An 18,546-nucleotide genomic window follows, 5' to 3' on the forward strand; every position below is an offset into this window, starting at 1 on the left:
ACAGCTGCATTGATATCGCCCAGACCGCCGTCATCGCGAGCAAGCTCGCTCCCACAGTGGCTTGGGGTGAACTCAACATTGCTCTCACCGCAACTCCCTTGTGGGAGCGAGCTTGCTCGCGATAGCGGTGGGTCAGTTTGTATGGATGTCGATCGGGTCGCCGTCATCGCGAGCAGGCTCGCTCCCACAGGGTTGGTGTTCATCAGCGAGCGCCTCCTTCGACCGGCACCGCCTTGATCACCGCCCTCGGCGTTTGCAACCCGGCGGGCGTGGCGCCTGGAATCGCCCGGGCCGAGGCCGGCAGTTGCGGCGCCTGCACGTCCGGCAGCGCCCAACTGCGCTCCGGTTGCAGCAGGCCTTGGGCGCGGCGCATGAAGTCGTAGCGGTTCAGGGTGATGCCGCGACCCGCCGCCGTGTCGCGGATGATGTAGGGCCGCAGGAAGACCATCAGGTTGGTCTTGGTGACCTGGCGCCGCTCGTTGCGAAACAGCGCGCCAATGCCGGGGATCGTCGACAGCCACGGCACCGCATCATTGCTCTGGCTGTAACCGTCCTGCAGCAGGCCGCCGAGGACCATGATCTGCCCGTCGTCCAGCAGGATGCTGGTGTCGATCGCACGTTTGTTGGTGACGATCCCGGTGGTGCTGGAGGCGCGGTTGTCGACACTGCTGACCTCCTGGTAAATGTCGAGCTTGACCGTACCGCCCTCGGAAATCTGCGGTCGGACGTTGAGCTTCAGGCCGACCTCCTCACGAGTCACGGTCTGGAACGGGTTGTTGCTGGTGCCGCCGCCACCGGTGACGTAGCTGCCGCTGACGAACGGGATGGTCTGGCCGACGAAGATGCTCGCCGCTTCGTTGTCCAGGGTCAGCAGGTTCGGCGTCGACAAGACGTTGGTGCCGCCCTTGCTCTTCAAGGCCCGCGCCAGCACCTTGAGATCGAGGATCTTGCCGATGCCGGGAATGTCCACGGTGCCGTTGACCAGGCCCAGGTTCAGGCCCTGGGGCAACACGTCGATGCTGGTCTTGCCGTTGAGGTTGAGCCCGGTGCCACCGAGGTTGACCCCGCCAATCACGCCGCTGCCGCCGAGGTTGCCGGTCTGCCATTGCACGCCGAACTCGCTGGCATCGTCCTCGCCGACTTCGACGATCAGGCTCTCGATCACCACCTGGGCGCGGCGCTGGTCGAGCAGGTCGATGACCTCGCGCAGGTTGCGATACAGCGGGTCCGGCGCGGAAATCAGCAAGGTGTTGGTGGTGGCATCGGCCTGGATGGTCACGCCACCGGCGCTGAAGGCAGTGTTCTGCTCGCTCTGCGTCGTGCTGGAGGTTTGCCCGCTGCTGCCTTGGCCTTGGCCATAGCCGCTGCCGCTGCCCGAGGTGGTGCTACTCACGGGGCTGGCTGCGCTTTCGTTGCCCTGCCCGCTCTGGCCGTTGGTGCTGGCGCCCATGCTGCTGAGCACCGAGCGCGAATTGTCGTTACCCTCGCCTTCGCTTTCCCCGGTGAGCAAGCCGCGCAGGGCCTGGGCGAGTTTGGCGGCCTGGGCGTTGCGCAGGTACACCACGTGCAGGTTGCTCGGGTTGTTCTGCGCGTTGTCGAGCTTGTAGATCAGGTTGCGCGCCAGCTCGGTCCGCTCCGGGCTGCCGGCGCGGATGATGATGGAGTTGGAGCGCGGGTCGCCGATCACATTGATCTTCTGCGTCTGGTCGCCGCCCTGGGTCTCCAGCAGGTCGGAAACCATCTGGGCGATGTCCACGGCGATGCCGTTCTGGACCGGCACCACATCGGTGTCGATGGCACTCGGGGTGTCGATGCCCTCGATGAGCTGGGCGACGCGCGAGAGGTTCTCGGCGTAATCGGTCACCACAATGGTGTTGTTGCCGGGGTACGCGTTGATCGGATTGTTCGGTGAGACGATCGGGCGCAGCACCGGGATCAGGTTCACCGCGTTCTCGTATTGCAGGCGAAAGGTGCGGGTCAGCATGCCGTTGCCGGCCGGTTTGTCAGCATTGTAGATCGGCCCACCCAGCAACTTGGCATCGGCTTCCGGGACCACTTGGGCGACACCGCCGACATCGACCACGCTGAAGCCCTGCATGCGCAAGGCCGCGAGCAGCATTTCATAGGCCTGGCGGGCCGGCACCTGGCCTTCGGAGACCAGGGTCAGGTTGCCTTTGACTCGCGGGTCGACCAGGAACTGTTGACCGGTGGAACGCGACAAGGCGCGCACCACCGCCTGGATATCGGCCTCGACAAAATTCAGCGTCACCGGTTGATCACCCAACGGATTGCTCGCAGGGGCATCGTTGCGCGGTGCGCGGGCGCGGGCCGTCAGGTCGACCTGATGGCGCACCGAGGGTTTCTGCTCGCGGGACGCCTGGGCCCGTTGCCGGTCCAGCAGCGCGTCACCGCTGCGCTGGGTACTGCCCAGCGGGATGCCCAGTTCGCTGTCCACCAGCAACGGTGGCTGCGAGGTCGGCGGCGTGCTGGTGCACGCGCCCAAAGCAAGCAACAGCAGCGGCGCGGCCTTGCGCCAATGTCGCGGGTATCTGGACCCCTTCATGAAGCTTCCTTAGCGCTTGACGCGTGGTTCATGCGAACGGTTCCGGACAGAGTGCCGGGGGTTGGGTCGGAACTGGCCGGGGCCGTGCGCTGCAAGCGGGCCTCGATCACTTCCAGGGAAAATTGTGGTGGACTGCCCAGCAGCCAATCGATCACCCCGTCCGCCGGCGCGTCGGTGAAAGTGAGTTGCCACGCGTCCGGCGCCGCGGTGCCCGGCGGTTGTAACTGGTAGCGCTCGCCCAGGCCGCTGGCATCCAGGGTCTGGCGCAGGGCGACTTCAAGGGATTGGCCCCGGGCAGGTCCGCCAACGTCGCGCAGCAGCACTTCGAGGGCTTCGGTCTGTGAGCGCAGCTTCGGGGTTTCGGCCTGCCAGTAAGCGATGGTTTTCAACGCCGGCTCGATCAACGCCAGCCAGACCAGGCCGCTACCGAGCACCAACGCCGCCAGGGCCACGGCACGTTGCTCGCGGGCGGCCAGGCCCTGCCAGGCCGTGCGAAGGTTTTGCCAACGCGCCTTCAGCTGTGCCGCGGTCAGCTTATTCATCGTTCGCTTCCTGGTTTTCGTCGGGGCTGTCTTGCGCTTCCTGTCCGGCGGGAGCCACGCGCAACGTCCACCCCAGGTCAATGGCCGCGACCTCGATGCCGGCCTGGGCCAGGGGCATTTTCCAGTCGTCGCCCGCCGCGACTTTCTGCGCTTCGGCGACGAGCTTGAGGCGCAACTCAGCGTCTTCGAACACCAGTTCCTGCACATTGCCGCTCATGAACGGCATGGCGCTGCCCGCCTGCCTTACCAGGCTGGCGAAGCGCTGCCCAGGCTCCGTCAGCGAACCGCTCTGGCGCGCGGCGATTTGCTGACGGGCCTGCTGCAAAGGATTGAGAATCACCGGCAGTTGAGGGAACGCCTGCTTCACCCGTTGGCTCATCTGCGCCTTGAGCCGCTGCCCCTGGGCCGCTTCACGGCTGGCATACAGATTGAGCCCGACCACCCACACCGCCACCGCCAGCGCGCAGATGCCCGCCGCCCGCCCCCAGCCGCCGCGCCCGGCACGCCCCTGCGTCAACCCGGCATGCAGGCCCCAGCCCGGCGCGACACCCGTCCAGCGCTGGGTGATGGGCAAACTGTCAGTCGTCACTTGCGGCGGCGACTCGCCCACCCAATGCAGGCCGCTGCCCATTTCAACAAGCCACTCGTCCAGCGCATCTTCCAGCAACGGCTGGACCACCGCGTGCTGCAAGCCATGGCGCACCAGCAAGTGCCCGTCTTCGATACACGCTACTGGCCCCGACAACGCCGGCAAGGCGTAGGCGGCCGGATACAGGCCGCGCAATTTGAGGCCGGCCTGCAGCAGGATCTGACCCAATATATTCAGCGACGCACGGTCCAACCAGGCGACTGCTACCTGCCCGTCCGCGTCGCGCGGGCCGTGGGCCACTTGCATCTGTTCAGTGGCACCGAGCATTAGCGCCTGGGCCGCGCAGGTCACGGCGGCGGTGGCCTTCGCCGCGGACAACGGCGGCAGCTCCAGGCGCGTCAGCAAGCTGTCACGCGGATGCAGGAAGCAATCGACCGCCTGCTTCTTCGTGCCCTCGCCAAGCGCCCGGAGTGTGCTGAGACCGGCCTCACGCACCTGCCCTTGGCGATCCAGCCAGGCAAATGCCACCGGGCTGTCGAGGCCAAGGCGATCCAGCGGCGCCAGGGCAATGCGCAAACGGCTCATACACCCACCCGCGACCAGATCACCTGAGGCAAGCGGTCCTGGCTGCATTGAAGCAAGGCATCCAGCTCGACCCGCCGTTGGCCGCTGCGCACCTGGCCCCGCAGGCGGAACCAGTCGCTGGCGATGCCGACCTTGACGGTGCTCACGTCCAGTTCGGGCATGCGCAAGCGGTTGACGAAATCCCCACGATTGATGAACCAGTGGCCGCCGTCGCGTTCATTGATCAGCGCCTGGGCGCGTTGCAGCGACAATCCCGGCACGTAGGCGGCGAGCACCGCGGCGCTGGCGGTGTTGCCGTTGAGCCAGGTATTGGCTGGCAGGATCGTGACGTAGGGGGCCAGCGTCTCCAGCAGTGCCGGGGTGACGCCCTTGACGCTGAGCAGGTCCTGTAAAGTGCGCAGCATCGGCCGGGTCGGCGCCAGCGTGTCGGAGGCGTCCGGTGAGGTGCTGCGGCCGCTGTCGAACGTGCTACTCGTAGACACCTGGCCCGCCCGCGGCGGATTCAACAGACGCGGGTAGCCAGCAATCACCCGCTCGACGATACGCGCCCGTACCGTGGCGGCGACACCCAACTGCTCGCACAGCCGCTCGAAGGCGCGCAGTTGTTCCTGGTCCACCTGGTCAACGACCACCAGATTGCGCAGGTTGAACTTGCCCTGTTCATCCTCCAGTTGCCCTTCGAATGGCGTGTCGACCTGCCCGGAGCCCGGCATCAGAATAGGTTTCGCCCAAGGCTGGCCGAAGCGTGTCAAGGGATCGCGCTGGCGAACATCCCAGAGCAACTGGCGACTCACCTGCAGGCCGCCCTGTAACCGCGCCGCGCCCTGGATGCGCAGTTGCTCGGCTTCCAGGCTGCGGGTGAACAGGGTCTGGCGGGTGAGCATGCCGCCGGCAATGACGGCCACCACCGCAGCGATCAGCAAGGCACTGATCACCGCCATGCCGCGCTGCTTCGCCGCTGTCGGCGAATTCGTGCGCATCACGGCCCTTATAACTGCCAGGAGCCGATGTCGGCGTTCACACCGTCGCCGTCAGGCTGGCCGTCGGCACCGAGGGAAAAGATATCGACCTCGCCGTTCGCGCCAGGATTGAGGTAGTTGTAGGGGCGGCCCCACGGATCATTGGGCAAGCGGTCCAGGTAGGAACGCCAGGTGCTGTTCTTGGCATCGGCCGGCCGCTCCACCAATACCTTGAGGCCCTGGTTCATGCTGGGATAGCTGCCGTGATCGAGGCGATAAAGCTTCAGGGCCTGCATCAGCCCGCCGATGTCCTGCTTCGCCGCCGTGGCACGGGCCTGGTCAGGTCGATCAAGAACCTTGGGCACTACCATCGCCGCGAGAATGCCGAGGATGACCACCACGACCATGATCTCGATCAGGGTGAAGCCCCGCTGCCCGCGTGGGCCTCGGGAACGGGCGTAACAAGGGGCGATGTGCATCTCGACGGTCCTTCCTGGATTCGATTCGAGGCGCAGTGTTGCAAGAAAATATGTCAGCGATATTGAAATTGCTCAGGAGCTTGCGTCGTCAATCTGTAAAGAACATTGCTCAGGCTTGGGTACTGCTTTCGCCCCTTCGAGCCGACCGATGTCACGCCCAGCCCCACAAGCCGGTTTCACCCTGATTGAAGTGCTGGTGGCCCTGGCGATCATTGCCGTGGCGATGTCGGCCGCGGTGCGCGTGGCGGCGGTGATGACCCAGAGCAACGGCTTGCTGCGAGACAAGTCCATCGCCTTGATGACGGCACGCAGCCAATTGGCTCAGTTGCGCCTGGAAGGACACGCGACGCCGGGGATGAAAGTTTTTGAGTGCGATCAGGGTCGCTTGCTGCTGCGTTGCGAGCAGAACCTGCGCCCGGCGGAAAACGGGCGGATGCTGCGGGTCGAGCTGAGCGTATCCGACCGCAGCCGCGAGGCGCCGCCCTTGGCTCGGCTGGAGACCTTGCTCAGTCGGGAAAAATAACCGGATGCACACGATCTTTCTGTGGCGAGGGGATTTATCCCCGTCGGGCTGCGTAGCAGCCCCTTTTCAGGCCGATAACCGAGTGGATATTCAATTTTGGGGCTGCTGCGCAGCCCAGCGGGGATAAATCCCCTCGCCACAAAGTTCAGCGGAGCAGCGACGGCAAACTCACTGAATCCGGCAGCCGCGCAAGTTCCAGCCGGGTCTGTTCGCCGCCGCGTTCGATCACCACGGCCTGCGCCTCGATCGCTACCAGCCTTACCCCTTGGGCTACCCGCTCGCCGGCCAGGAAACTGCGCGGCGGCCCGTCGTTGAGACTCAGGATCGCCACCGCGCCGCGGGCACCGGCCATGACCCCGCTGACCTTGATATCCACCGCCGCCGGTTGGTTGGAAAACCACTGCAATGCAGGACTGTCGGAACGCTCGGCCAGGCGTTGCGGGGCCACGTCCGGGGTGCGCGACTCGGCGGATGTCAGCAGCAGAGAAGACCAGGTCGCCACTCCGGCCAACGCTGCCACCAGTCCCAGCGCCTGGACGATATGCGCCGGGGAGACTCGTTCCGTGAACGTCATGACCTGATCTCCTTGTTTGATTCCTGAGTCCAGCGTACGCGTCAATTCTCTCCGTTTTATTTCACATCCTTATCATCTTCAGCGTGCACGATGATCACCCACGCAAAGGAGCGCGCCCGGATGCACGGCAAGCAACGCGGTTTTACCCTGATCGAATTGATGGTGGTGCTGGTGATCGTCGGCATCGCCAGCGCGGCCGTGAGCCTGAGCATCAAGCCGGACCCGGCGAAGCTGCTGCGCCAGGATGCCGAACGGCTGGCCCAGCTGCTGCAGCTCGCCCAGACGGAAGCCCGCGCCGACGGGCGACCGATCACCTGGCGCTGGGACGCCAAGGGCTTCGGCTTCAGCCGCCGCCCGGACCAGGGCGCAGGACTGGACCGCTTCAAGGAAGACCCGCAGCTGCGCCCGCGACGGTGGCAAAGCCCGTCCATGGAGGTACGTGTGGAACCCCGGCAACGCGTGGTGCTCAATGCCGAATGGATCGGCGTGCCGCTACAGATCCGCTTGTCCGACGGCCAGAACAGTTTCACTGTGCAGCGCAGCGCCGCCGGTCGGGTATGGGTTCAATGAGCGGCCGGGAGACAGGCTTCACCTTGCTTGAAGTCATGGTGGCGATCCTGCTGATGGCGGTGATCAGCCTGATCGCGTGGCGCGGGCTGGACAGCGTGACCCGAGCCGACAGCCACTTGCAGGCCAGCACCGAGCAGACCGAAGCCTTGCTCCGGGTGCTTAATCAACTGGAGCGCGACGTGGCCCTGCGGGCCGGCGTCGAGTTGAGCGAACCGCTCAAGCCAGGGATCGACAACGAGCCCTCGACCGCCCCGCCCGCCCTCACCCTGCGCAGCACCGAAGGCCAGGGTTTTCGCCTTGATGTTATCCGTGAGGCCGCCGATCAGGGCGGTGGCTTGCAACGGGTACGCTGGTGGCTCAAGGGCGACACACTTTATCGCGCCCAGGGCCAGGCCCGCAGCCGCTACCCTCTACCGGCGCCGGGTGCGGGCGTGGCGGTGTTGAGTGAGGTCAGCGATGCGGGGCTGCGATTCTGGGACAGGGAAAAGGGCTGGCGCAAACTCAGCGGCAACCGGCAGGAGGATCCGCCGGGCATCGAGATCAGCCTGACCCGGCAGACACCGCAGGGGCCGGAGAAGTATCGACAGGTGCTGGGGCCGTTGGAGTAGCCCGCCCTTCGAGACTATGGGAGCGAGCCTGCTCGCGTTTCCCTGTGGGAGCGAGCTTGCTCGCGATGGCGGCCTGAGAGTCTGACTGGGTACATATCCGTTGCTGCGGTAACGGCTGCTTGGGGTTCCGCCCTTACGGCGGGTCACTTTTTTCAGACGCCAAAAAAGTAACCCAAAAGGCTTTGCCCCACCACTCGGCACCTCGCCAAGGCTCGGTGTGCCCTCACTCCGGCATTGCTCCGTGGGCCCGCCGCGAAGGGCCATCCATGGCCCAGCGCGGCTATCCCGGCATCCATGCCGGGATGCCCACTGCGCAATGCCTGCGTTCGGCCAGCGTGGTTAACGGGGCGTCTCAGATCAAGATCAAGATCAAGATCAAGATCAAGATCAGGATTAAGATCAAGATCAAGATCAAGAGCGAGGCGGTCTGGTAGGCAGCCTGCCTCTTCAGCTTTACCCCGATCTGACTGTGGGAGCGAGCCTGCTCGCGAAGAGGCCGGCCCAGGCGCCGCTGAACTAACTCAACACCACCACCCCACCCGGCAACTCGGTGCACTTGGCGCCATAGGCGTCGCGAATCAGCAGCGCCACCCCAGCCAGTTGATCGAGGCGGAAACGGGCCTGGACCTTGCGCAAGCCCAGCTCGCGATTGAGTAACAGCAACATGCCCGGCCGATAACGGTTGATCTCGTCGATGACGCTGGCCAGGGTCGCATCGTTGAACACCAGCACCTGCTCGCGCCAGGCAACGGCTGCGGATACATCGGCGGCCTGTGGGCTGCTGACCTGGCGGGTGTCGTACGTCAATTGCATGCCCGGATCGAGGCGAAACAGCCGGCCCTGCACCTGGACCTGCACGACGCCCTCCAGACAGGTTGCGCAGACGCTCTGATCGATGTAGCGAAGATTGAACCGGGCCCGCGCGGCGCTGATCCAGCCGGCGCCGGCCTGGACGTTGATCGTCGCGGTGCTGCCGCCGGACACTTCGACTTCGCCGGCGAGCAATTCCAGGCCCTGCCCGCCCTCGGCCAGCGCCAGGCGGCTGAGGCGAGTCTGGGTATTGAGTTCCAGGCTCACGCCATCGCCCAGCTCGACCCGGCGCTGTTCGCCCACCTCGGTGACGTAGTCCGCAGCGAGCCCGGAAACGCCACCCGGCACCGTGGCGCGGATCAGCAAGAAGCCCACGGAGGCGGCCAGCGCGCCACCGAGCAACGCCCGACGGCCAAAATGCCGAGGCCCCTGCACCGCTTCGGCGGCCGGTCGTAGCCCATGCCACAGCGCCTTGGCCTGCTCGAACGCCTGCGCATGTTCGGCGCTCTGTCCGCACCATTGGCGCAAGGCGCGGGCATCGGCGACGGTGGCGCGTCCCGACGTCAGCAGGATCAACCAGTCACGGGCCTCGCCGGCCAGTCTGGCCTCGGGCGTATCGTCAGGGGACGCGATGCTGAAGATGTTCAAGCGCACACACACTCATGAATGGGTCGGGTCTCTACTCTCAAGACGGTTTTCCCGCGCCGGGACCGAACCGCTGAATGACTTTTCTTTCCAGGCGCAGGGCGCAATGCCCCAACGCAGCCTTGATTTCCTTTTCCACCATGCGCGTGGAAATACCGAAACGCTGGGAGATCTCCAGGTGCGGGGCCTCTTCCAGGCGCGCGGCAATGAAAATCCTGCGGCGCCGCGCCGGCAACTCGTACAAGGCCTTAAGCAGGGTCTGCAACTCTTTCTGGCCACCCACCACCCGAGCCGGGTCCAGCGCTTCGTCGGAGATTTGCAGCAGCTCTTCGAGTTCGCTGCCGGTGAGCAGACGAGCATCGGACTGCCGACGGTCGGCGGCAATGTTCAGGGCCATGCGATAGAGGTAGGCGTTAGGCTGGACGATCTCCGGCGTGTCGCCCATGCGGTCGACCCGCAGGTAGGTTTCATGCAGCACATCGTTGGCCAGTTCCTCGGAACCCAGGCGCCTGCGCAGGCGCACCTTGAAATCCTCGTAGGAGGTGAGGAACAGCTTGACCATCGGGCTGCGGCCAGCGTCTTTCATTGCCCGAATACCTCTTCCCCTGCTGTGCATTCCATGCTTTTTCCTGATGAATCGGGTAACAAAAGCAGGGTCACCGGCTGGCGCAGCGAACTGGGCGCCGGACGGTCGATCCTGAGGTTCTGCAAACTGTTGACCAAGGCTTTGTCACGCAACACATCACCCGTGGAACTGACCAGCCGACTGTTTTGCACCACGCCGTCGCGTCCGATCCACACTTGCAACAACGCGCGAAAACTGCCCGGTCGGGTCAATGGCGAACGGCACAGGTTGCGCTGGATGACCGCCTGGATCGTTGCCGCATAGTTGCTGTCGCTCAATCCTGCTGTGGCGCCCGGCGGTAATGGCACCTCGCGAACCTGTACCGGTTGCAAGGTGAATGCATCCGCACGGGCATACTGCGCCGCCAGCCCGGTACCACTGAGCAGAACAGTCAGCCCTTGGGCAGGCGTGAACAGCCCCTGGACGCCCATCGTCTGGCGCCGGTTCGACAAGGCGTGATCCACCAGCACCGCCATGCCTGTGGCCCGACTGAATTGCTCCAGTGCCGGGGCCAGTTCCTGAGGCGCAATGTCCAGGTCCACCATGCCGACTGCCTGGGCCGGCCCGGCTAGCAGACACCACGTCACCATCAGCCACCCCAAGGGCGCCCTGGCCAATCCACGCCTGCGTCCGCCCCCGGTTATGCCCTGCTGCACGACTGACGTATCCGTTGAAAAACGTCATCCTGATGGGTGTTTATGAATGTCGTATGACACCCGACACAAATCCCGCGCGCGGCACTAGACTGGTGTCGAAACGATGAGCCACCACCGTGGCGGGCCAGGAGGTCAACGATGAAACAGTGGATGAGCATGACAGCCGGAATCGGCTTGCTGATGACTTTGCCCGGGGTCCAGGGCGAAGAAGCCCCGGCCTGTATCGAGGTGACTGTCGGCGGCTACAAGACCCCGGATTACAACTGCCTGAGCCGCCAGATGGGCAACGACCCCGAGGCCGCCGCCGCTGCGCAACACGCGCAGGACAGGCTGGATGTGCCGGTCGACAAACGCGCACCGAACAGTGTCGGCCTCGCGACGCCGGCAGCCACCGGCGTACGCATGGGCAACACTTTTGGCACGTCGGTCAAGCCCCAGCGACCGCCTGCTCCCGTACCTGATTCGCCGCTGCCCAGATAGACGCTTTTTCTGAAGCGACAGTTTGCCTGCGCTCGCTTGCGCAGTGGCCGCGACGCCACGAGTCGCCATACGCATAGAACAGCTGTCCTATGTGCGTTATTCAGAATGGCTGCTATAACCAATAAGACTAAATGGATAGCCTTCCACTTATCGATGCGGTGGAGGTTTGGATGATTCGCGTAAAAGGATCCATTGCGCGTTCGCTTTGGCTGGATAGATTCAAGGCCGATATGGAGATCCCCTGTGGTGTATGTACAACTATCTGAGCAAAGCGCCACACCCCTTGATTCTGCCTGCCTGGCTGAGGACGCTGCCCAGTCTCCTGACCGGCTGACTGCCGCTCGCACGTGAGCCAGGGGACGCCGTAATGGCAATCACGCAAAACAACCGGTTGGTGCAGGTCGACAGTCCCCTCGGCGGCGATGTCCTGCTGCTGCAAAGCATGGACGGCAGCGAAGAGCTGGGGCGGTTGTTCCATTACGAGCTGGACCTCACCTCCGAAGACCGGGCGATCAAGTTCGACCAGTTGCTGGGCAAGCCGATGGGCCTGACCCTCGAGCTCTATGACGGAGGCAAACGTTATTTCCACGGTATTGTCAGCACCTGTCGACAGCTGACCGGGCACGGGCAGTTCGCCGGGTATCGCGTCAGCCTGCGGCCCTGGTTCTGGCTGCTCACCCGCACCTCGGATTGCCGGATCTTCCAGAACAAGACCGTGCCGGACATCATCAAGCAGGTATTTCGCGACCTCGGCTTCTCCGACTTCGAAGACAGCCTGAGCGGCAGCTACCGCGAGTGGGAATATTGCGTGCAGTACCGCGAGACCAGCTTCGATTTCGTCAGTCGGCTGATGGAGCAGGAAGGCATCTATTACTACTTCCGCCATGAGAAGTCCCGCCATGTACTGGTGCTGGCCGATGCCTACGGCGCTCATTCCACGGCGGCGGACTACGCGTCGGTGCCCTTCTATCCGCCCGATCGGCAGATGCGCGAGCGCGACCATTTCTACGATTGGCAGATGGCCCGTGAAGTGCAACCCGGCTCGCTGGCGCTGAACGACTATGACTTCCTGCGGCCGCGCGCCAGCCTTGAGGTGCGCTCCAGTGTGCCGCGCAACCACAGCAATGGCGAATACCCGCTCTTCGACTACCCCGGTGAGTACGTCCAGAGCAACGATGGCGATCACTATGCGCGAACCCGCATCGAAGCCATCCATAGCCAGTTCGAGCGCGTGCAGCTACGTGGCCGCGCTCGCGGGCTGGGTTCCGGCCATTTGTTCACGCTGACCGGTTATGACCGCGCGGACCAGAACCGCGAATACCTGATCGTCGTCGCACGCTACCAGATCCGCCAGGAAGCCTACGAAAGCGGGCAGCAGGAACAGGCTGAACAGTTCGTCAGCGAGTTGGACTGCATGGATGCCAGCCAGGCGTTTCGCCCCCTCCCCGTCACGGCCATGCCGATTGTCCGCGGTCCACAGACCGCGGTGGTGGTGGGTCCCAGTGGCGAGGAGATATGGACCGACCAGTATGGTCGGGTCAAGGTGCATTTCCATTGGGATCGCCATGATCAGTCCAACGAAAACAGCTCCTGCTGGATTCGCGTCTCACAAGCCTGGGCCGGCAAGAACTGGGGCTCGGTGCAGATTCCTCGAATCGGCCAAGAAGTCATCGTCAGCTTCCTCGAAGGCGACCCGGACCGGCCGATCATCACTGGCCGCGTCTACAACGCTGAACAGACCGTGCCTTACCAACTGCCGGCCAACGCCACTCAGAGCGGCGTGAAAAGCCGATCGAGCAAGGACGGCACGCAGGCCAACTTCAATGAAATCCGCATGGAAGACAAAAAAGGTGCGGAGCAGCTGTTCATTCACGCCGAGAAGAACCAGGACATCGAGGTCGAGAACGACGAAACCCATTGGGTCGGCCATGATCGCAGCAAGACCGTCGACAACGATGAAACCGTGCAGGTCAAACACGACCGTACTGAGACGGTAGGCAATAACGAAACCATTTCCATCGGCGTCGACCGCACCGAGGATGTCGGCAGCAATGAAAAGATCAACATCGGCGCGAATCGCACCGAACGGGTCGGTAGCAACGAAACCATCATCATCGGCGCGGACCGCACGGAAAAGGTCGGCGCGAACGAAAAAATCAGCATCGCCAGCAACCGCACCGAGGACGTCGGCGGCAACGAGACCATCGACATCGCGGGCAACCGTAATGAAACGGTGCAGGGCAACGAAGGGGTCGAGATCAACGGCAACCAGAGCACCCGGATCGGCCAGAACGAATCCCGCGACGTTGCCCAGAACCGCAGCACGGGGATCAAACAGAACGACAGCCTGGATGTGGGCAAGCATTTCGTGCTCAACGCCGGCGACTCGATCAGCCTGACTACCGGCGCCGCCAGCATCACCATGAAGAAGGACGGCAGCATCGTCATCAAGGGCAAGAACATCACCATCGATGGCTCTGGCGCCATCAACATCAAGGCCAACAAGAATGTGGTCGTCAAAGGCCAGAAAATTCTGCAGAACTGAGCCACGGAGCAGGCGTCATGACCGTTGAATATGATCTCCCCGTGTCTTCCACCGCCACGCCGACGCGCGTGGATGGCGTCGTGATCGGGGTGCTGCTGGACGTACCCACGCCGGACGCTCCGGTCGTGGCCTTCCCCGGCTGTCCCGGCGAAACCGGCCTCGCCGCGCGCACCACCACCGCGCTCTGTCGTGACGACATCGGCGCCCAGGTCGCGCTGATGTTCGAGGCCGGTGACCCGGCCCGGCCGCTGGTGATCGGCCGCATCCAGCGCCTGCCGGCAAGCGCAACGCCAACGGTCGCCCACCTCGATGGCGAGCGGCTGGAGTTCAGCGCGAAACAGGAGATCGTCCTGCGTTGCGGCAAGGCCAGCATCACCCTCACCCGCGCGGGCAAGGTGATCATCCGGGGCACCTACCTCTCCAGCCGCTCCAGCGGGGTCAACCGCATCAAGGGCGGCTCGGTGCAAATCAACTGACAGGTAAGTCGCCTCATGGAACTGCTCAACGCCAGCAAACTGCAGGCTGCCTATACCCTGGGCATGGCGAGCGACGGCCGCGAATCCCTGGTCGTCGTGGCCAAGGGCACCTTCGATTTGCCGCTGGACGGGCGTGCCGCGACCCTCGCAGACATCCAGCAACCGCTGCTGATGGCCGACACCTTCTTCGGCGAGCCGGGCCTCAGCGCGCCACGAGAGGAAATGGACTTCGCCCCGATCAAGCCATTCTGCGACGTGCTGGTATCGGGCAAAGGTTATGCACCGGGTGGTCGGCCGGTGACGCAGTTGACTGCCGGTATTCGTGTCGGTCGGGTGAGCAAGGCTTTTTCAGTGTTCGGTCCCCGGCAGTGGCAACCGGGAATCTCGGGTATTCATGCCGGCTCACCGCTGCCTTTCACCGCGCAGGCTATCTCCTATGCCCAGGCTTTCGGCGGCTCTCATCCCATGGAGAACATTCCCGACGTGCGTCACTGCTACCAGGACAACCCGAGCGGTTGCGGCTGGTACCCAGACAGTTGCGATGAGGCTGACATCGTCGGTCGGCCGATGCCGAATACCGAACAACCGGGCAAGCCGATCGACAGCCCATCGGGCGATTTCCGCCCCATGGCCCTCGGGCCAATTGGGCGCAGTTGGCCGCAACGCGCACGCTTCGCCGGGACTTACGACGATGCCTGGCTGGCCGATTGTTTTCCGTTTCTGCCTGGGGATTTCGACAACCGCTATTTCCAGGCCGCGCCTGAAGACCAGCAAACCGATTACCTGCGCGGCGGCGAAGAGGTGTTGTTGCTTAACCTAACTTCCCAGGAGCGGGCAGGCTTTCGCATTCCGGAAATGTCTGTGCCGGTGACTTTTTTTATGAAAAAAGGCGGCCATGAAACGGTCTCGGCGGTGATCGACACCTTGCTGATCGACACTGACGCCCGCCAGGTGCAATTGACCTGGCGGATCTCCCGGCCGCTACGGCGCAACATTTTCGAGATTGCCCAGGTGCTGGTCGGGACGATGTCCACGGCTTGGTGGCGTGCGCGTGAATTGGGCAAGGAGTACTACCCGTCGCTGGGCGCCCTGGTCAAGGCCAAACGTGCTCCTGAGGAAACCGATTGATGAGTGCTCTGTGCGTCATCGGTTCGGGGATGGTCAGCGCTGTTGGCCTCAGCGCACCGGCCAGCTGCGCGGCGATCCGCTGCGCCATCGACAACTTCCAGGAAACCCGCTTCATCGACCGCGGCGGCGAATGGATCATTGGCGCCAGCGTACCTTTGGAACAGCCCTGGCGCGGCCGCACCAAGCTGATCAAGATGGCTGCCGATGCCATTGGCGAAGCATTGCAGAGCATTCCCGGCGTCGATCCGGAAAAGACGCCGCTGTTGCTGTGCGTGGCGGAAGCCGAGCGTCCCGGACGCCTGAGCGGCCTGGATAAGGGGTTGTTGCAGGCCATCGAAACGGAGCTGGGGCTGCGCTTTCATCCTGACTCCAGCGTCATTGCCCGGGGACGGGTCAGTGCTGCCGTGGCCCTGCTCGATGCGCGCACGCTGATCTACCAGGGCGGTCGTCGCCACGTACTGGTTGCCGGCGTCGATTCCTTTCTGGCAGGAGCGACGTTGACCGCCTTCGAAGCGCGCGAGCGCCTGCTCACCAGCCAGAACTCCAACGGTTTCATTCCCGGCGAAGGCGCCGCTGCCGTGGTGCTGGCCGCCCCGGTCGCCAGCGAAACGCCGCAGTTAACCTCCATCGGCCTGGGTTTCGGCCTGGAACAGGCCACGGTGGAATCCGAAGACCTGCCGCTGCGCGCCGAAGGCCTGACCCAGGCTGTACGCGCAGCGCTGAACGAAGCGGGCTGCGGCCTGGAGCAGATGGATTACCGCCTGACGGATATTTCCGGCGAACAGTACTACTTCAAGGAGGCTTCCCTGGCCTTGAGTCGCAGCCTGCGGGTACGCAAGGAGTTCTTCCATCTCTGGCATCCGGCGGATTGCATCGGCGAAGTCGGTGCGGCCATCGGCCCGGCAATGCTCGCCGTGGCCCTCGCTGCCAGTCGCAAGGGCTACGGCGAAGGGCCGAATATTTTCTGCCACCTGGGCAACGACGCCGGCGAGCGCGCGGCCGCACTGTTCAGCTACCGGATTGTGAGGGCTGCCTGATGGCCAACGAAGTCTTTGCCAACAACATGGAAGTTTCCTGCAAGGCGGCCGACGGCAAGTCGATCGCCTGTTTCCCGGATGTCTGCTTCACCCCTCCGCAGGCCCCGCCCACCCCGCTCGGCGTGCCCATCCCCTACCCCAACACCGGCATGGCCAAGGACACAACCAAGGGCAGTCGAACGGTCAGGATCAGCGGCAAGGAAGTGATGCTCAAGGACAAGAGCTTTTTCAAGACCAGTTATGGCGACGAGGCTGGGAACGCGCCCAAAAAAGGCATCGTCACCAGCCGGAACAAGGGCAAGGTCTATTTCACCTCCTGGTCGATGGATGTGAAATATGAAGGCAAGAATGTTGTTCGGCACATGGATCTGACTACTCATAACCATGCTTCTCAGCCCGGGAATACGGTGCCTTGGCCTTATGCTGACCGAATGGCATTGGCCGAGGAGCTGGGGCAATGCGAAAGTGAAAGAGCGCGAGCAAACGAGGCTTGCAAGGGCACCAACAAGGAAACGAGCTGCCCGGATACGGACAAGCTGAAAAACGCCATCAAGGCCCGCAGCGATGCGAAAAAAACCGCCGGCGACAGCTTTAAAACCGACCCAGCCTATCTGGCGGCACACACGGGAGTCCAAGGTGAATATTCGTCCTTGGCGACGTCGATCAATGCCAACGATTGCCAAAAGGCGTTGCGCTGTTTCCTGGCCCCGTACAAGCCCAACAGATGCTGCCCGGGGCAGACCGGCGACCACCTTATCGATTCCGCCTCCTTTACCAACGGGCCGGCGTCCGTCGGGCAGCCCAGGAACCAGCACCCGACAAAAGATGGCTGGAGCAACTACAAGACCGACAAGGCCCCGGTAATGTGCGTCGAGGGCCCCAACCAGACCACTGCCACCCACGGCCAGATGCACACCCGCCGTGGCGTGGTGGCTTTGCGCGAGGCAGATTCCAAGGGTGAATGGTCTAGGGCCAAGGCCACGACAACTGGGGCGAAAGCGGCCAGGAAGACATTCCCGGATTCCGAATGCTCTCAGGAGTGCCTGGAAGGCCAGTTGAACGCTTATCACGACAAAGCCAAGGACGGTGGCGCGGAGAAACCGATCAACGCGAGCGTTTCCATGACCAGCGACCAACACGAGCGCGACAAGGCGGTAGCCGAGATGTACGCCGACGAACCAAGCCGTTAATCAATCCTTCAGGAGATGAACATGGACCCGAGAGACCCGCGATTCAGCGGACTGAGTATCGGCACTGGAGTTGTGCGTTATTCGGACCTCAGCTATTTGATCACCACGAACGATCTCTCCATCAGCGAAGGTCATACGGGGTCGATACTTTTTGGCCTGGATCGGGGAACCTGGGGCGCCGGCACGGTCCCATGGCTTGCCTGCTCCGGAACGGTCTGCCATGTGCCGGCCGAACGTTATCTGGTACTGGGCAACGATGGCTCTGTACGAGCCAGTGGCGGAGGATCCATCAAAGAAGAGGCCCCCATCGCAAGCTGCGGCGTCGACCCAAAAAAACGCGGCCCTCTGCGCGAAATCCGTGGCATCGCCAAAGGCCGCGCCTACGCCGTAGGCACCTGCCGCCAAGCCTACGTTCGCGACGGCGAAGACCAGTGGCGTTGCATCGACCAGAGCGCCCAGGTGGGCGACACGCCCATCACCGACACCAGCTTCGAATCCATCGACGGGTTCAGCGAGCAGGAAATCTATACCGTCGGTTGGGAAGGCGAAATCTGGAAATACGGCGGCTCCGTCTTTACCCAGCAGAACAGCCCGACCAACCTGGCCCTCTACAAGGTTCGCTGCGCGTCGGACGGTTTTGCCTATGCCTGCGGCCAACTCGGGACCTTGCTGCGCGGGCGCAATGACCAATGGGAAGTGATCGACCACGAAAGCACCCGGGAAGACCTCTGGGGGATGGAGTATTTCGACGGCCATCTGTACGTGTCCTCCACCCATTTCGTCTATCGCCTGGAAGATGGCCAGCTCATCCCCGTCGATTTCGGCGATGACGCACCGCGCACCTGTTATCACCTGAGTGCAGCCGACGGGATCATGTGGTCCATCGGGCCCAAGGACGTGATGGAGTTCGACGGTACAAACTGGAAACGGTGCCTGCAAATTGACTGACCCGACCCGCCCAA

The 18,546-nt window shown here is 63.5% G+C and carries 20 protein-coding genes; 11 read left to right on the forward strand and 9 right to left on the reverse strand.

Annotated elements, in window-relative coordinates:
• Positions 1-202: 202 nt before the first annotated feature.
• The 5 genes from gspD to gspG are packed head-to-tail and all read right to left on the reverse strand — an operon-like array spanning position 203 to position 5,717.
• Positions 203-2,563 carry a type II secretion system secretin GspD gene (gene gspD / locus J3P94_RS14250; RefSeq protein WP_434568447.1) on the reverse strand — a complete coding sequence of 787 codons (2,361 nt, stop codon included), beginning with the start codon at positions 2,561-2,563 and terminating at the stop codon, positions 203-205.
• Complete coding sequence (gene gspM, locus J3P94_RS14255; RefSeq protein ID WP_434568448.1) at positions 2,560-3,105, reverse strand: type II secretion system protein GspM; 546 nt, start codon at positions 3,103-3,105, stop codon at positions 2,560-2,562. The genes gspD and gspM overlap by 4 nt, the downstream gene beginning before the upstream one ends.
• Complete coding sequence (gene gspL, locus J3P94_RS14260; protein ID WP_434568449.1) at positions 3,098-4,279, reverse strand: type II secretion system protein GspL; 1,182 nt, start codon at positions 4,277-4,279, stop codon at positions 3,098-3,100. Before gspL ends, gspM begins: the two co-directional genes overlap by 8 nt.
• The gene (gspK, locus tag J3P94_RS14265; RefSeq protein WP_434568450.1) at positions 4,276-5,259 is read right to left on the reverse strand and encodes a type II secretion system minor pseudopilin GspK; all 984 of its coding nucleotides are present in this window, start codon (positions 5,257-5,259) and stop codon (positions 4,276-4,278) included. Before gspK ends, gspL begins: the two co-directional genes overlap by 4 nt.
• An 8-nt stretch (positions 5,260-5,267) precedes the next feature.
• Positions 5,268-5,717 (reverse strand): type II secretion system major pseudopilin GspG, encoded by a 450-nt coding sequence (gspG, locus tag J3P94_RS14270; protein ID WP_434568451.1) that lies wholly within the window; start codon positions 5,715-5,717, stop codon positions 5,268-5,270.
• A gap of 148 nt (positions 5,718-5,865) precedes the next feature.
• Here gspG and gspI point away from each other — a divergent pair, with 148 nt between their 5' ends.
• Positions 5,866-6,240: a type II secretion system minor pseudopilin GspI gene (gene gspI / locus J3P94_RS14275; RefSeq protein WP_434568452.1), complete on the forward strand. Its 375-nt coding sequence runs from the start codon at positions 5,866-5,868 to the stop codon at positions 6,238-6,240.
• 145 nt (positions 6,241-6,385) lie between these two features.
• Here gspI and J3P94_RS14280 read toward each other — a convergent pair whose 3' ends face one another.
• On the reverse strand, positions 6,386-6,814 hold the full coding sequence (locus J3P94_RS14280; protein WP_434568453.1) for a type II secretion system protein N: 429 nt from the start codon (positions 6,812-6,814) through the stop codon (positions 6,386-6,388).
• A 120-nt stretch (positions 6,815-6,934) separates the two neighbouring features.
• On the opposite strand from J3P94_RS14280, the gene gspH reads away from it, so the two are divergent.
• The 3 genes from gspH to J3P94_RS14295 all read left to right on the forward strand — a co-directional run bounded on the left by gspH (position 6,935) and on the right by J3P94_RS14295 (position 8,426).
• A complete protein-coding gene (gene gspH, locus J3P94_RS14285; protein ID WP_434568454.1) occupies positions 6,935-7,384 on the forward strand; it encodes a type II secretion system minor pseudopilin GspH in 450 nt (149 codons plus the stop codon).
• A complete protein-coding gene (locus tag J3P94_RS14290) occupies positions 7,381-7,992 on the forward strand; it encodes a type II secretion system protein GspJ (protein WP_434568455.1) in 612 nt (203 codons plus the stop codon). The genes gspH and J3P94_RS14290 overlap by 4 nt, the downstream gene beginning before the upstream one ends.
• Positions 7,993-8,258: 266 nt before the next feature.
• Entirely contained in the window at positions 8,259-8,426 is a 168-nt protein-coding gene (locus J3P94_RS14295) for a hypothetical protein (protein WP_434574332.1), read from the forward strand.
• Positions 8,427-8,508: 82 nt separating this feature from the next.
• On the opposite strand, the gene J3P94_RS14300 is transcribed toward J3P94_RS14295, so the two are convergent.
• Genes J3P94_RS14300 through J3P94_RS14310 form a run of 3 tightly spaced genes read right to left on the reverse strand, consistent with a single transcriptional unit; the run spans position 8,509 to position 10,662 of the window.
• Positions 8,509-9,450, reverse strand: coding sequence for a FecR family protein (locus J3P94_RS14300; RefSeq protein ID WP_434574173.1), 942 nt, complete (start codon positions 9,448-9,450; stop codon positions 8,509-8,511).
• A gap of 37 nt (positions 9,451-9,487) precedes the next feature.
• The gene (locus J3P94_RS14305) at positions 9,488-10,033 is read right to left on the reverse strand and encodes a sigma-70 family RNA polymerase sigma factor (protein ID WP_434568456.1); all 546 of its coding nucleotides are present in this window, start codon (positions 10,031-10,033) and stop codon (positions 9,488-9,490) included.
• Positions 10,030-10,662: a TonB C-terminal domain-containing protein gene (locus tag J3P94_RS14310; RefSeq protein WP_434568457.1), complete on the reverse strand. Its 633-nt coding sequence runs from the start codon at positions 10,660-10,662 to the stop codon at positions 10,030-10,032. Before J3P94_RS14310 ends, J3P94_RS14305 begins: the two co-directional genes overlap by 4 nt.
• Before the next feature lie 204 nt (positions 10,663-10,866).
• Between J3P94_RS14310 and J3P94_RS14315 the strand changes: the two genes are divergently transcribed.
• From J3P94_RS14315 to J3P94_RS14345, 7 genes are all read left to right on the forward strand, one after another.
• Complete coding sequence (locus J3P94_RS14315) at positions 10,867-11,208, forward strand: hypothetical protein (RefSeq protein ID WP_434568458.1); 342 nt, start codon at positions 10,867-10,869, stop codon at positions 11,206-11,208.
• Between the two features lie 367 nt (positions 11,209-11,575).
• Positions 11,576-13,753 carry a type VI secretion system Vgr family protein gene (locus tag J3P94_RS14320; RefSeq protein ID WP_434568459.1) on the forward strand — a complete coding sequence of 726 codons (2,178 nt, stop codon included), beginning with the start codon at positions 11,576-11,578 and terminating at the stop codon, positions 13,751-13,753.
• Positions 13,754-13,770: 17 nt separating this feature from the next.
• Positions 13,771-14,229: a DUF6484 domain-containing protein gene (locus tag J3P94_RS14325; RefSeq protein WP_434568460.1), complete on the forward strand. Its 459-nt coding sequence runs from the start codon at positions 13,771-13,773 to the stop codon at positions 14,227-14,229.
• Positions 14,230-14,244: 15 nt separating this feature from the next.
• Positions 14,245-15,357, forward strand: a complete 1,113-nt coding sequence (locus tag J3P94_RS14330) for a DUF2169 family type VI secretion system accessory protein (RefSeq protein ID WP_434568461.1) — start codon at positions 14,245-14,247, stop codon at positions 15,355-15,357.
• Positions 15,357-16,394, forward strand: a complete 1,038-nt coding sequence (locus J3P94_RS14335; protein ID WP_434568462.1) for a hypothetical protein — start codon at positions 15,357-15,359, stop codon at positions 16,392-16,394. The genes J3P94_RS14330 and J3P94_RS14335 overlap by 1 nt, the downstream gene beginning before the upstream one ends.
• On the forward strand, positions 16,394-17,584 hold the full coding sequence (locus J3P94_RS14340; protein ID WP_434568463.1) for a PAAR-like domain-containing protein: 1,191 nt from the start codon (positions 16,394-16,396) through the stop codon (positions 17,582-17,584). Before J3P94_RS14335 ends, J3P94_RS14340 begins: the two co-directional genes overlap by 1 nt.
• Before the next feature lie 21 nt (positions 17,585-17,605).
• The gene (locus J3P94_RS14345; protein WP_434568464.1) at positions 17,606-18,532 is read left to right on the forward strand and encodes a hypothetical protein; all 927 of its coding nucleotides are present in this window, start codon (positions 17,606-17,608) and stop codon (positions 18,530-18,532) included.
• Positions 18,533-18,546: the final 14 nt, after the last annotated feature.

The organism is Pseudomonas sp. Z3-8 (genome assembly GCF_051131975.1).
GTDB lineage: Bacteria > Pseudomonadota > Gammaproteobacteria > Pseudomonadales > Pseudomonadaceae > Aquipseudomonas.